The following is a 13,761-nucleotide window of genomic DNA, read 5'->3' as shown; positions in this document are numbered from 1 at the left end:
ATATAATTAAAGAAAAAAAGAGTAATAGGAGTAAGAATATAATGAGTATTAAGAAATTTGGTTATGTTCGTGTAAGTACCAAAGACCAAAATGAGGGAAGACAAATCGAAGATATTAAAAAACATGTAGAAAGTGAACGTGATATTTTTATAGATAAAAAAAGTGGAAAAGACTATAACAGAGATCAGTATCAATTAGTGAAAAGAATGTTGAGGGAAGGCGATATTTTATATATTCATTCATTAGATAGATTTGGAAGAAATAAAGAAGCAATTTTAAAAGAATGGAAAGAAATTACACAAGATATTAAGGCACATATTATCGTTTTGGATATGCCATTGCTAGATACAACGAAATATAAAGATAGTCTCGGTAATTTAATTACTGATTTAGTATTACAAATATTGTCCTGGCTTGCAGAAGAAGAGCGAACAAAAAACAAAGTACGCCAAAGGCAAGGAATTGAACTGGCAAAAAAAGAAGGTAGACCGTTAGGGAGAAAGCCAAAAGAGATTCCAGAAGAATTTTATGAAGCATATCGTTTGTGGAAAGCTTGTAATATTACAGCGGTACAAGCTATGCAAATGTGTAATATGAAAAAGACTCATTTTTACAAAGTTGTGAAGGAATACGAGGCACAATTCAAAAATAAAAAGAATGTTTAACTCAAAGAGACTAAAGGAGTTTTATTAGATGTTTTATAGATCAAAACATTTTGCACCAGTAATACGTTTTGCTAATGAAGGTTTCTTATCAAAACCTTATAATGCCTCTAATGCATTTCATCATGTGCTACCATTCTTAAATATAGAGGTTACAGATTTACAAACAAGCCATCAAATTTTAGAAAATGATACATATATCATTAAACCAAAAATTGATGATAAACATTCGTCAGGTTGTTTTGCATTTTTAAAAGAATATAATCCTAATCTATTTAATGGTCCAATGCAATTCCGTAAAGGTCATAAACGGAATATAAAATATATAAACAAAAAAGAGCTTGTATGGGTGAGAAATGTTAATTATAAAGATGAGCCCTTTTTCTCCAAGTATTATAAAACCTTTATTCATGAAGGAAAGGTATATAATCCTCAAGAATATATATATACAACCCGACAGTTTAATAAATTGTGTTGGGTAAAAATGTCTCTACATTTAGCACTAGAAAGAACCCAGCTATATAAGGAGCATTTTAGCAGTGATCTTCCCGAGCGTATTACGGAAATTTACTTAATGGATGAGCAAATTAACAAACTAGTAAAGCCCTATCAAGTATTTAACTTCTAATTAAATATAAAAAACAAAAAAGACGAGAGTGTTTTCACTCTCATCTTTTCTTATTATAACCATTGAAAATGACTACAATATACCCAATAATACTATACTATAACTTAATCAGATTTAGAACTAATCTAACAATGAAAAATCAATATTATCAATTATCTCATCTAAGGTAATTAATGAAATTTCACAGAATCCCTTGATACTATGCCAAAAATCCCATGAGAAGTAACTAATAATAATTCCACGCTCACCTGATTCTATTTTTGAAATCAAACCATTTTCCTCCAAATACCATACATGTTTACTTAAAGGTTTCACAGGTATACATGTTACTTTCTGAAGATCACCAATATTTATTAAAGATTCCTTAGCTCTTTCAAGCATTATTCTAAAAATTGTACGAATTTTAGGTGATAAATCTTTAAGCGTAGTTATAACTTTTACACTTGTATAAAAGTGTTTATGATTACTATAAAGACATAAAACTTTTTAATGATGATACATAAGTGATAGAAAAGGATTTTTGTGTTTTATGTAGAAGTAGTAGGTTCACAGCAAGTACATACTAGGAGGTATTTTAAATGACAGAGTTAGAAAACATAAAGTATAGTGATTTTGGTGATTTCTTATATCCGATAGAATATTATCATTTCTATAAAGGAAGTTTGGGAATAAATTTTAAAATAGAGTTGCTATGTTTGGAAAATCGTTTTGCTTTTCATCTCATGACAGAAAATACAAAGGTTCCTGAAAACCTTCGTTATTTTTCTTGTAATGATCAGCGTGTTCTTAAAGAATTAGGACTTTATGATAATATAGATTACACTTCGAAACAAGCTACTTTGCAATTGGCAATTGACTTAGGAACAGCGATTGCTAAAAAATATTGTAAATGAATTTCATAATTTAGTGTTCATTGAAGATAAAAAGAGATAGCTAATTTTAGCTATCTCTTTTTATGAAAAAACACATTACAAGCCTAAATAATTATTTAGAGCTTCTATCTAGCTAATTAAGCTTCTATCCAGTTGAACATAATCTATTAGATCCTCATTTTCTAATATGTAGGTCACATTACTTCGTATCCATATTTTTGTTCTGCTTCTTTCTGACATCATTCCATCACCAGGATCTCCATAATCATGCGAAGGATCTATTGTTTCAATATTAAAACTTACATCCATTTCAACGTCAAAGGATATTAGCAAAGTTTTATCCTCAATATCTAAAGAAACCTCATTAATTTCAATATCTATGCTCTCAATATATCCATCAGTACCCCATCCTCCAAAAATATATTGGCCTTCAAAGGTATTATTCATTAATAAATCATTCATAGTATTTTCTAAATAATCATTTACATCAAGGAAATTTCTCAATTCAGCTTCTAATTTATTTAATTGATCTTCACTCTCCCAATAATCAGGAATAAAATATTTGTTTAGGTTTTCTTCTTCCTTTTCTAAAAATGCTGATAATGAATGATAATACGATAAATTCTCAATATCTTCAGCTAACTCTTCATGTATAGCATTTTTTTCTCTATTAGCAAAGTCTTTATGATTATTTGATATAAATGCTACTTGATCTGGTTGATTATCTTGACAATATTCAACTATACTTTCCCATATAATTGCATCTTGAAAAGAGACTTTATTTTCATCAAATGGTTTCTTATTATTAAAATATTTGAGTGCAATTTTCTCCACAACATCAGCAGATTTAGGGAAATCAATAATCTCAATATTATTTTCCTGGATAATTTTATTCAAAGTTACCTGATATTTTTCAACAAATTTATCAGCTTTTAAATTACCAAAATCAATTATTTCAGGTGCTTCTAACCTTATCAAATCGTTTTTAGTACTCCTTACCTTTTTAATTAGTGGTCTAATTTCGTCCTTAAATTTTTTTAAAATTTCATGATAGTTGAATTCCGTAATACAAAGATCTACAGGTGAATTCTTTGTAAATTTGAGTAATTTTTTCATATCAGCAGATTTAAAAAAGAAATCATTAAATATAACATTTGTATCTAAGACTATTAAATAGGACATTTAGCGCTCTCCTTTTAACTATTATTAACCTAAAATATTCTATTATAAGACTATTATACTTTAAGAATGGAAAATATAATATTATTTAACATAAACTTTTTTACACTTTTACACTTGTGTAAAAGTGTAAAAAAGTTTATAATTGCTATAAAGACATAAAAATTTTATATAGGAGGTTCTTTTTTAATGAAAATGAGCAATAAAAAATTTATGAAAATAGCTGCCAATCTTGGTATATCAACTGCATTATTAACAGGATGTGTAAGTGATATTGATGAGAGCAATTCGCTTGCAACCGATCAAGACACAACTAATGATGTAGGATCTCAAAAACAGTGTTCTTCTAATCAAGTAGATGAAAATGGAAATGAGTGTTTTGAAGAGATTCCCAAAGAGGGACCCGTAAACCATGCTAATAACAAAGATAAACAGGATAACCCTAGTATTGAACATGATAATGGTTGGAGTTCTGCTTTAGTTCCTTTTGCTGCTGGGGCTGCTGGAATGATGTTAGCCAATTCACTAAATAAAAAAAATCCTGGGCATATCAATAATAATAACAATCATACATATAGGCCCCCAATGACACAAAGACCTACACCAGAAGCTCCAAAGGAACAAGATAAAGGGCGAGGTTCAAATACAAGTGCCGTTACAAGTGGTGGAGGTGCAAGTAATAAAGGGAACTCAAATAAGAATAATTCAACGAACACCCCTCCTTCTACAAATAAAAATGACACAAATGATAAAGTGAATCTAAATAAGGATAGTGCAAATAACAATAACACATCAACACCTAAAACAAATAATCCTAATCAGCCATCAAAACCATCCACATCAAGTAAAGTATCTAGTGGTTCAAGCGGAATCGGAAATGCAAAAGCCCCAGCTGGATCTTAATTTATAGGAGGTAAAAGAATGTTAAACGAACAACAACAACAGGACTATATGAAAAAATGGTTTACTTTATCTGAACAAGCTAGTATGCATCGTTTTACTTGGCCGAGCTTATTAGAGAACAATGAATGGTGTCAATACATGTCTACAAGCATAAAGAAAATCAAAAAAGAGGAATATTATGATATTATAAAGGCGACAGATTTAGTAAAAACAATCTTCCAGCGGATTTATGAATACTTATTAGAAAGCTATGAGGGATTCTTGCAATTAAAATTACCTACAGAATTATGGGAAGTAGCTAGAACACATTATGAAGGTTTATTCTCTTATTTCACTAGATTTGACTTTATCGTTACCAATGGCGAAATCAAACTAATAGAAATTAATGCAGATACCCCAACTGGCTATTTAGAACCGTCTGTAGCAAATCAAGTATTATGCGATCATCACAATGTTATAAATCCAAACTGCTTAGAAGAGAAACTGCATAAAGCATGGAATAAAATTATAGCTGACTATCAGTTAAGGCCCAATGACCTTATACACTTTACTAGCTATGATTGGCATGAAGAAGATTTTCAAACAGTAAAATTTATTCAGCAGCATTGTCCACAACCAAATGATTATGTAGGCATACAAAGTATTGTTGTAAAGGACGATGGGCTATATACACCAGATGGAATTAAAATTGAATATTTATATCGCCTGTATCCATTAGAGTACTTATTAGATGATAAGGATTCAAGTGGAAAACGAATTGGGCTTATGTTTTTAGATCATATTGCACAGGGGAGAGTAAAAATCATTAATCCCCCTTCTGCCTTTCTTATTCAAAATAAAGGTGTCTTAGCATTGATTTGGCAACTCCATGAGCAAAATCAATGGTTTACAGAACAGGAACATGCCATTATCGAAAAGTACTTCTTACCAACTTACTTCTCAAAAGACAGATTTGAAGAAAATAATATAGACTATGTGAAAAAAGCAACTTTTGGAAGAGAAGGAGGCGGTGTTTCAATCATCAATCAAGGGAAAGAAGTAGCCGCAGATAAAACACCTTACTATGATCAGCAGCATAAAATCTATCAAAAATATATAGAAATGCCTGATTGTACAATTGATACCTGGGATGGTGACTACACAGGTAAACTATTAATTGGTTCACACCTAATTGGTGGTGAAGCCGCTGGGCTATTCTTACGAGTAGGTGAAAAAATAACAGGGAACTTATCAATGTTTATAGGTATTACAACAGAATAAAAACTTGTAATGACTGGTTGTCAATTACAAAATGCTTACCATTATTGGAGGAAAACATGAGCTATATTAGATTAGAATTAGAAATGAACTTAGATCAACATAAACTAACAGAAAAGGATTTTTGCAAGGTAGTAGATAAGTTTTTTAAAAGGCTATCTAGATTAAAAAAACCAGAGTCCTCCGAAGAAAAGATGGGATTTAATATAGTCAATAGATACATTACCGTTGATGTATCTATTGACCTAAAAGAAAAGTTTTTAAATATATTCCCTAAGTTTAACTCAACCGAGTTAATAAAAGCTTTAGATGCTATTACAAAATACATCAAATATGAAAATTGCGAAAAGGTAGGTAGTATATATATTAACCGAAACAATACTCATAAAGATCTATTTGCCTACCAGAACAAGCTATATTTATCGGAAATAACACATGAAGAGAATCAAAAGATTCAAACCGTTAGAGGGCTAAAAGAAGGCGAGGTTTCCTTTAAAATTTCTAATGAAATAGAAGAGATTCCAGTACAAACAAACGTGGTCCTTGCACATATGAGCTTATAAAGAAACCAATAAAAGGAAGTGGCATGATGTTTGAAAAAATAAACAATATGCAAAAGGATATTAGCTGTAACCGTGCTTTACAAATAATTGAATGTATAAAAAAACATCAAGATAATGTCACAACATCTATAACTGTTGGACCTTTAACCAAAACTATTTTAGTCAATACTCAAGATTTAAACATTGCGGAAATCAATAAAGAAAAAAACTTAATAACATTTAATGAGTATTCCTTTTCCTTTAGAACAATGGGTTATTCAACAGATTTTTCAACTTTAAAATGGATAAATGATACAAAATTTGAGCTTGAACTTATATCTAATCATAAAATACCAGTACAAATTTGCTTTATCGCAGAACTTAATGGCATTTCAAAAGAAGAGTACTTTATTAAATGAATTCAACATTGAAGGGAATAATAGATTTGCCTGGAATCCTACAACTATTCCTAGTTATGATATCTGTACTAGGTCTAATTTGGGGTAATGCTTTATTTTTCCAATCAGATATTGATAAGTTCAATGCTTTCGTTTTACGTACATTAATTTTAATAGAATTTCCCTTAATAATGTACTATATTACTAGCACTGGCTTACTAGATAAACTTTTGGATTATCTAGTAACTAATTAATATTTTAATATGTAAGAAATCATAAAGGGAGTTAGCTTTATTGCAGTCAAGGTATGTTATTCTTTTATATATACAAGAAGGGAGTCATAAAAATGAACTTTTATAGCATAGCACAAGGGTTATATAACAATAGGAATGATTATTATCTATTTCACGAGGAAAAATTTAACCAAGAGGAATTTATTAAAAAATATAACTTTGCTATTGAACAGTTAACAAAAAAGACAGGTCCACGAGAAAATATTGATGCTGAACAAGTCATTTCAATGATGTGTGAGTTATATCAGTTTAAAAGAGTTTCAGAATTATATAAAATCCATTGCCATGAGGAAATGAAAAAAGTTGATAATTCTAAGCCCATAGACTCTTTGGGATATATTGCAGTAGAATAAAATAGCTCTTATAAGGAATTCCTTATCATAGTTCAGAAATGAGGAAGCATAACTTTGCATAAATGCAAAGTTATGCTTCTTCTTTGTTTTTTACGCTTAAAAAAATCCACTTAAAGTTTATTTTTACACTTTTACACTTGTGTAAAAGTGTAAAAGTGTTATAATAGAGGTAGGCATAAAGCCATATGCCTACACAAATAAAAGGAGTGTAAAACTATGCAAACAATGTTAATTAGTACAGAGTCCGATCCGTTTTTCCCAAAATTCTTTAGCGAACACCCTGTAAAAAACGATGTAATTGTAATTATTTTTAACAAGAAACACTTCATTTTTGAAAGTGAAAATATCATTTCAATGATGAAACAATTTGCACCTAAAGAACGTGAATACGCTAAACGTCAATTACAATTATATGCTGCTCAAAAACGTGATATTAACAGCTGTCTAGAGGAAATTGCATCTGATTATGTGAGACGACATTATGCAAACTAATGACCCCATAAAAGGTTTCCAAAACAAAAAAATAGAATGCGAGATCCTACCCTCACATTCCAGGTGTTGAAGTATATTGTAAAGGACAAGACTCTTCTTGTCCTTTAACCCATTGTATACAACTATTATACTCTTAAAAAATAAAACTGTAAAATTGCCCAAACTGTAATTTAAAATCAACGATTAGGGAGGTTCAGCTTTATGCTGCTCAATCTAAATAAAATGCTATTAGCTTCATTTATCCAAATAATTATTTTTTATTTAATAATTAATATTTTATAATAAATTAATAATACAGCAAGGAATTTAAAAATCATGGAAAGACTTGATGGAATTTATAGAGATAGAATGTTAATGGTTATTCTTTTTATGCTTTCTTCAATAACGTTTTTAATCATAGATATTGGTTTACAATACCTAAAAGAATTTTCGCCTTTTGTAATTTATGTGCGGTTCGCTATTATTATTACACCTGTAATTATGCTTTTATCTGTTGGAGGTATTATTGCTAACAGTATTTTAATACAGCAAGCAAAGAACGAGATAGAAAAAAATAAGGCAGAAGGTAAAATATGAGTTTTTTATTTTTGTTAAAAAGTTTTCTATAATTGGATTCTCATATCATTCTGGGAAAATTGTATGCTATGGGATTAGAAAAACTTCAAATAACATTAAATACACCAAAATAGAAAGATCCCCATTCAAGTTAAATTTCTTACTTTAAATGGGGATCTTTCTTATTTTTAAAATCATTTCAAAATATACCCCTCTTATATTCCATATACGAGGTTTTACATCCATTAAACCCTATGGTATTACATTCATTATTAAAAACTCTTACAAATTAATTTGAAAGCTCATTTTTAGTAACCTCTATAAAACTTTAAAAAAAATGTTCACCAGCTATTAAAAACATCATTAACCAAAAACACACTATCATTAGACAAACAGTCCTACATTTCCACCAAAGCTTTTTAGCACCTTCTAGTACATATTTCATATTATCTGAACTCCTTATTAGCTTGCTAACTCCATTCGAATATCATAAGTGTCTATTAAAATTTTCTTTCTCTTACAATAACTTATAAGCATTCTAGTAACCTCTTCTGAAGGACAATCATTATACTTTGCTTTTGCTTGTACAATTTTCCACTTACGATCATAATTAATTTCCAAGCAATGAGTAATTTTATCTTCTACTTTATCCTCTACCAAAACAATGAATAATTTTTTGTTTATAGCAGCATCCGCATAAGACCCAACACAAATCCCTAACCGAGATCCTACATCTACTAATTGGTGATTACTCTTAGCTAATACTAATTTATGTGTATCTGTTTCCATTTCTAATTTTCTCTGTTCTTCATCGGTGTATTGTATTTCTATATACTTTTCCTTAATTTTTCTATAATCTCTAGCTAATTGATCATGAAAAGAGCCAATACTTCTAAATTTGGGAGTTTGATAATCAGAAATTTCTTTAATTAATTTCTTCTTCATTTTGAAAATATCTTTCACTATTGTAAAGAATTCTGATGGGCTATGGTAATAGCCTGTTACTATATCATTCATAAAATCAATAAGAGCATTTGCATATTGCTTTTCACTCGAAAAATACATTTTCAGATCTAAAAATTCCTTTAAATACCTCTTTTTAAACATACCCTCAATAAACATCCCGTAACCACCATTACGCATAACCTTCTCAAATTCTCGTAAGAAGTACTGTCTAATATCCACATTTCTAAATATTGACAAGGTAAACTTATATAAAAATAGCATTTTGGGGTTATCAGCTATATATTTCCGCTCTTTTTTTGTAGATGATTCCTCAGTTAACCACTCTAATATTTTTTCTTGTTTGTATCCAACCTCTAAAAGCTGTTTTCTCTTTTCTTTTGCTTTTTTAAATTCATTACGAAATTTACTATTTAAAGCGAAATCTATAGGTAACGCAGTTAACTGCGGATACATTATAAACAACGGAAAATCACTTAAACCTAGAGACTGCTTTTGCATTAACCATGAAGGCAAAAGAGCCTCCATAAATTCATTGCAAGCTGGATCTTGCTGCATATACTGTAAATGTTCAAAAATAAAAGCCCATTCTTTAGGAATACATCCAAATGTCAAATTTGCAATTCTATTGTTTTTAGGATTTTTAGCTTTTCTTACTAAATAAGTATGTTTGGTCTTCTTGTTATGAGTAACATTGTATTTATATAACAAAGACATTTTTTGCATCTTTCTGCTGTTAAAATGAAACTTTAAAATATGATGGTAAAATGCGCAACTATATACTATCTTATCCTGATAATCAAAAACCTTCCCGTACACTTTAGTAATATAAGTTGCTTTTTTAAAATGTTTAATTATTCTTTTCTTACAAATAGGACAGCAGTATTTATGTCTTCCCGTTTCTAGCTCAAAAGCATCCGAAATCTTATTGCAATTACTACAAAACACTAAATTTCTCTGTTCCCAGGTATAAACATCCTGTGAATTTATACGGAAGCTTCCTTTAAATGGATTCTTAAAAATAATGTTTTCATTGCCACTCATTAATCTTCTCCTCCAAATTAACGATAGAAATAGGGATATCTTTAAATTTAAGAGATCCCCTTTTCCTAATTATTTAGCAAATTCAATCCAACACTTTTCTAGGTTAAACTTAACTTCTTTACTATATGGATTACCTGTATTTGCGCTTTTTAATTTAACTTTAATTACTTGGCCAGATAAAAGCTTTGCCGCTTCATTTTTTGTTATATTTTTTTTACCCAATTTCTCTAGTCCATTTTTCCATAAAGCTACCTTGCATCCCTCTTTATATCCACTACATGAGAATGACTTAGTATTTTCATAGATTGGCTTTCCACATTTCGGACATTTTGCAATAACCTCTCTAGCTGTAGCTGCTTTTACTGCACCTTGTACATTCTTGATGTTTGCCCTAATTTCAGCGGCTATACGACCAATTAAGTTCTCTAAATCATCATAAAACTCTTGCTCTGTTTTCTCATTTCGTTCTATTTGAGCTAAAGAAGTCTCAAATTCTGCTGTTAATTCCGCACTATATAAGCAGAATGACGGTGGCATCATCATAATAACTGTTCTACCTAATTTTGTTGAGATCAAGTGCTTTCCTTTTTCTTCAATAAAATTTCGTTTTTTTAATGTCTCAAGAATTTGTGCCCTCGTTGCTGGAGTACCTACACCTTCTGCAGCTTTTAGTATTGCCTTACTTTCTTTACTTTCAACATACTTCCCAGCCTTCTCCATGTCTTCAAGTATTGTACCTTCACTATACCTAGCTGGCGGCTTAGTTTCTTTCTCTTTTAAAGAGTAATCTCCAATAATATCTAAAGTAGTTTTTTGTAATACGCTTTCTTGAACTTCTTTATTTTCTAAGACTAACCAACCTTGTTCTCTTAACACTTTCTCGGTTGATTTAAATGTTTCTGGGCCATCTTGAAAAGATGCTGTTACTTTCTCAAATACTGCTGGAGGATAAAATGCACTTACAAAACGTAAGAAAATTTCATCATATAGCTTTCTTTCATCTGAAACTAGATTATTAGGTTTTTCAGTGGTAATAATAACTGCTTCATGGTCTGATACTTTGCTTGGATCTACAAATGTTTGTTCAATTTCCCATCCATTATCAATAATCGATTTAACCCATTCATTTGACGAATGACACGCTAATAGTCCTGGTAACTCTTCATCATTTGCTAGATATTCACTGCTGGTACGTGGATACGATACAAATTTTTTATCATATAATTTTTGTAATACTTCTAATGTTTTTGATGCACTCCATCCTACTTTTTTGTTCATATATACCTGTAAGGACGTTAAACTAAAGAGCTTACGAGGTTTTTCCTTTACTCGTTCCGATTTAACCGAGTAGCCTGTACGATTCCCCAGCACATCTAATCTAGCTTGTGCATCCCCTTGTGTCAGCTGCTCGTCCTTTTCTAATACCATTTCAAATAATTTTGTTGAATCCTTTCCTAAATTCATTACCGGAGCAACAATGGTAAAGTGTTTTACCTTTTTAAAGTTTTCAATTATATAGTCCCTTTTTACAATCATAGCCAATGTAGGTGTTTGTACTCGTCCAAGAGATAAGACAGAAGGGCTATTACTTAATTTCGTAAGCAATTGCGTTGCATTTAAACCAATTAACATGTCACTCTCTTCACGAAGCTTACCAGCAAGAACTAGACCAGCATACTCACTATTATCTTTTGCCTCTTGAAAAGCTTTCTTAATACCACTCTCCGTTTGATCACGGACCCAAAGTCGCATTACTTTTTTATTGCCGATATTTCCTTTCTTGAAAATTTTAGAAAATATATGCTGTCCCTCTCTCCCAGCATCTGTTGAGCAATATATTAATTCTGCTTGCTTCATCAAATCAACAACAATCTTATACTGTTTTCTAACTCCTGCATCATCCTTTACTTGTAAAGGAATATCCCTTAAAAAAAATGGTAAATTTGATGGATCACCCTTCCAACCAAAATCAGGATTAATCTGATCTGGATTTACACATTCAACTAAATGACCAAATGCATATGTATATATCCGTCCATCATTGCCTTCATAATAACCATTCTTTCTTGTAGAACCACCACTTAAGGCTTTTGCATAATCCTCCGCTTGCGACGGTTTTTCACAGACAAATAATTCTTTCATCATAATTCACTCCTGTTTACATTTAAATTTAATTATTATCAATTAGAGGTTTAAAACAAATTCCAATAAACGACTAAAAATACTACTAGCCAAAAGGGGAATACTAAGAAGAAAGCATTAATACATCCTTCTATAAAAGCAAATGGATTTTCTTCAATTTGCACTATGTTTTCCATATAATGTTCTCCCTTCCTAAATCCAGCATCTCTTCTTAATAAGCATCCAAATGGAGTTAAATATTAAAAATGCAAAAGTGATTCGTGAAGCCCCTAATACCAATTCTGGAAGTGTACAATTCCCTAGACCCTTAATAATAGGAACGGAGAGAGCTGCTTTATCTAAAAGCGCACAAAACAGTAGTATGAATAAAACTCGTACATATGATTTAACAATAAAGCTCGCTACTCTTGGAATTTCTTTTCCTAATGAAAAAGATTCTGCTTTAGCCTTTTGTAACAACAAATTTTTCCGGTATTCAAATTCATATCGAAATCTTTGTTTTTCTTCTGGATTTTTCTTTTTTCTCTCCGAACCTTCTATTTTAAATAGACCCTTAAGATTTTCTATTTGCCACTTAGGTCTAGCATCCATAAAACCTTCCTGTACGCATATTTCCTCTGCCTTTTCCCATAGTATTTTTTGATAAAAATACGATTGATTTCCTAACAATTCAGCTATTATTTTCACTCTTTTTTTCTGGCATATATATAACTCATAACCTGCTAATGCCCAAGCTAAATCAATAACTTGTACAGTGTCATTTGCATCACTAAATTTTGGTATCGTAATAACTCCACTATATTTTTCCCCTTTGTCGCTCTGACTATCTCCACCAAATTGATAGCCTGTTAGACCACCCATTTCTACGGAGAGAACCGAATGTATAAAACTCTCTTTAATATGAATTTCTTTCTCTGCAATCCGTTGTAAAATCTTTTCTTTTGGTGTAAGGCTCATATATACCCTCCCCCTTCTCTAAATTTTTTTGTTTTACCATACTACTAGGTTAACTCTTCATTTCCCATGCTGCCGACCAATTAACTAGCCAAAAACTCCCGTAAAACTCTCATTTTTATTCATAAATAAAAATAGACCTTCACTAACATAAGTGAAAGTCTATCTTTAAATCATTTTAATTAAAGAAAAATGTCTATTTGGCTTATACAAACTCTTGGTTGTATCAACTGAAAATATGTTCAAAATAAAGAGGTTATTCACATTCAGGACAACACGGCTTCAAGCATTTCAATTTATTTCTTTTTATCTTGATAAAGTATCATAAGAGCTATTATAATTACTGATAAACTAAAAGTAACGCCACTAATCTTTTCAATTGTTTTATAAGTAACTACTCTACATAAACCAGCTAATGCACCGCTAGTAATAAGTACCCCTACAAATATAGCTATAACCCCATCTAATTTTGGAATTAATTCATTCTTTATTTTCATTTTCTATCTCCTTATTGTATTCAAATT

General features: G+C 30.5%; 17 protein-coding genes. 10 read left to right on the top strand and 7 right to left on the bottom strand.

Annotated elements, in window-relative coordinates; translation table 11 throughout:
- Window positions 1–41: 41 nt before the first annotated feature.
- Together AB6801_RS28460 and AB6801_RS28455 are read left to right on the top strand one after the other, a co-directional pair.
- On the top strand, window positions 42–665 hold the full coding sequence (locus tag AB6801_RS28460) for a recombinase family protein (protein WP_086390057.1): 624 nt from the start codon (window positions 42–44) through the stop codon (window positions 663–665).
- Window positions 666–693: 28 nt separating this feature from the next.
- On the top strand, window positions 694–1,290 hold the full coding sequence (locus AB6801_RS28455) for a hypothetical protein (RefSeq protein ID WP_370941291.1): 597 nt from the start codon (window positions 694–696) through the stop codon (window positions 1,288–1,290).
- 120 nt (window positions 1,291–1,410) lie between these two features.
- Here AB6801_RS28455 and AB6801_RS28450 read toward each other — a convergent pair whose 3' ends face one another.
- The gene (locus AB6801_RS28450) at window positions 1,411–1,560 is read right to left on the bottom strand and encodes a hypothetical protein (protein ID WP_370941290.1); all 150 of its coding nucleotides are present in this window, start codon (window positions 1,558–1,560) and stop codon (window positions 1,411–1,413) included.
- Window positions 1,561–1,868: 308 nt separating this feature from the next.
- Between AB6801_RS28450 and AB6801_RS28445 the strand changes: the two genes are divergently transcribed.
- Complete coding sequence (locus tag AB6801_RS28445) at window positions 1,869–2,183, top strand: hypothetical protein (protein WP_370941289.1); 315 nt, start codon at window positions 1,869–1,871, stop codon at window positions 2,181–2,183.
- 108 nt (window positions 2,184–2,291) lie between these two features.
- On the opposite strand, the gene AB6801_RS28440 is transcribed toward AB6801_RS28445, so the two are convergent.
- Entirely contained in the window at window positions 2,292–3,344 is a 1,053-nt protein-coding gene (locus AB6801_RS28440; protein ID WP_370941288.1) for a PIN domain-containing protein, read from the bottom strand.
- A 186-nt stretch (window positions 3,345–3,530) separates the two neighbouring features.
- On the opposite strand from AB6801_RS28440, the gene AB6801_RS28435 reads away from it, so the two are divergent.
- From AB6801_RS28435 to AB6801_RS28405, 7 genes are all read left to right on the top strand, one after another.
- Window positions 3,531–4,244, top strand: a complete 714-nt coding sequence (locus AB6801_RS28435) for a hypothetical protein (RefSeq protein WP_370941287.1) — start codon at window positions 3,531–3,533, stop codon at window positions 4,242–4,244.
- A gap of 18 nt (window positions 4,245–4,262) precedes the next feature.
- Window positions 4,263–5,504: a glutathionylspermidine synthase family protein gene (locus AB6801_RS28430; RefSeq protein WP_370941286.1), complete on the top strand. Its 1,242-nt coding sequence runs from the start codon at window positions 4,263–4,265 to the stop codon at window positions 5,502–5,504.
- Window positions 5,505–5,560: 56 nt separating this feature from the next.
- Window positions 5,561–6,064, top strand: coding sequence for a hypothetical protein (locus AB6801_RS28425; protein ID WP_370941285.1), 504 nt, complete (start codon window positions 5,561–5,563; stop codon window positions 6,062–6,064).
- Between the two features lie 26 nt (window positions 6,065–6,090).
- On the top strand, window positions 6,091–6,462 hold the full coding sequence (locus tag AB6801_RS28420; protein WP_370941284.1) for a hypothetical protein: 372 nt from the start codon (window positions 6,091–6,093) through the stop codon (window positions 6,460–6,462).
- Between the two features lie 325 nt (window positions 6,463–6,787).
- On the top strand, window positions 6,788–7,087 hold the full coding sequence (locus tag AB6801_RS28415; RefSeq protein WP_370941283.1) for a hypothetical protein: 300 nt from the start codon (window positions 6,788–6,790) through the stop codon (window positions 7,085–7,087).
- A 216-nt stretch (window positions 7,088–7,303) separates the two neighbouring features.
- Window positions 7,304–7,579 (top strand): hypothetical protein, encoded by a 276-nt coding sequence (locus AB6801_RS28410; protein ID WP_317460915.1) that lies wholly within the window; start codon window positions 7,304–7,306, stop codon window positions 7,577–7,579.
- 315 nt (window positions 7,580–7,894) lie between these two features.
- Window positions 7,895–8,155 (top strand): hypothetical protein, encoded by a 261-nt coding sequence (locus AB6801_RS28405; protein WP_370941282.1) that lies wholly within the window; start codon window positions 7,895–7,897, stop codon window positions 8,153–8,155.
- Window positions 8,156–8,596: 441 nt separating this feature from the next.
- Here AB6801_RS28405 and AB6801_RS28400 read toward each other — a convergent pair whose 3' ends face one another.
- The 5 genes from AB6801_RS28400 to AB6801_RS28380 form a co-directional block, all read right to left on the bottom strand.
- Window positions 8,597–10,141 (bottom strand): PcfJ domain-containing protein, encoded by a 1,545-nt coding sequence (locus AB6801_RS28400; protein WP_370941281.1) that lies wholly within the window; start codon window positions 10,139–10,141, stop codon window positions 8,597–8,599.
- Between the two features lie 69 nt (window positions 10,142–10,210).
- Window positions 10,211–12,283 carry a DNA topoisomerase gene (locus AB6801_RS28395; protein ID WP_370941280.1) on the bottom strand — a complete coding sequence of 691 codons (2,073 nt, stop codon included), beginning with the start codon at window positions 12,281–12,283 and terminating at the stop codon, window positions 10,211–10,213.
- A 50-nt stretch (window positions 12,284–12,333) separates the two neighbouring features.
- Window positions 12,334–12,459: a hypothetical protein gene (locus tag AB6801_RS28390; RefSeq protein WP_000428055.1), complete on the bottom strand. Its 126-nt coding sequence runs from the start codon at window positions 12,457–12,459 to the stop codon at window positions 12,334–12,336.
- A 16-nt stretch (window positions 12,460–12,475) separates the two neighbouring features.
- Window positions 12,476–13,240 (bottom strand): hypothetical protein, encoded by a 765-nt coding sequence (locus AB6801_RS28385; RefSeq protein WP_370941279.1) that lies wholly within the window; start codon window positions 13,238–13,240, stop codon window positions 12,476–12,478.
- Between the two features lie 293 nt (window positions 13,241–13,533).
- Window positions 13,534–13,734, bottom strand: a complete 201-nt coding sequence (locus AB6801_RS28380; RefSeq protein ID WP_370941278.1) for a hypothetical protein — start codon at window positions 13,732–13,734, stop codon at window positions 13,534–13,536.
- Between the last annotated feature and the right edge of the window lie 27 nt (window positions 13,735–13,761).

Origin of the sequence: Bacillus sp. RCC_6_1 (genome assembly GCF_041360755.1) — a bacterium.
Lineage (GTDB): Bacteria > Bacillota > Bacilli > Bacillales > Bacillaceae_G > Bacillus_A > Bacillus_A cereus.
This window is presented reverse-complemented; position numbering and strand designations above follow the sequence as displayed.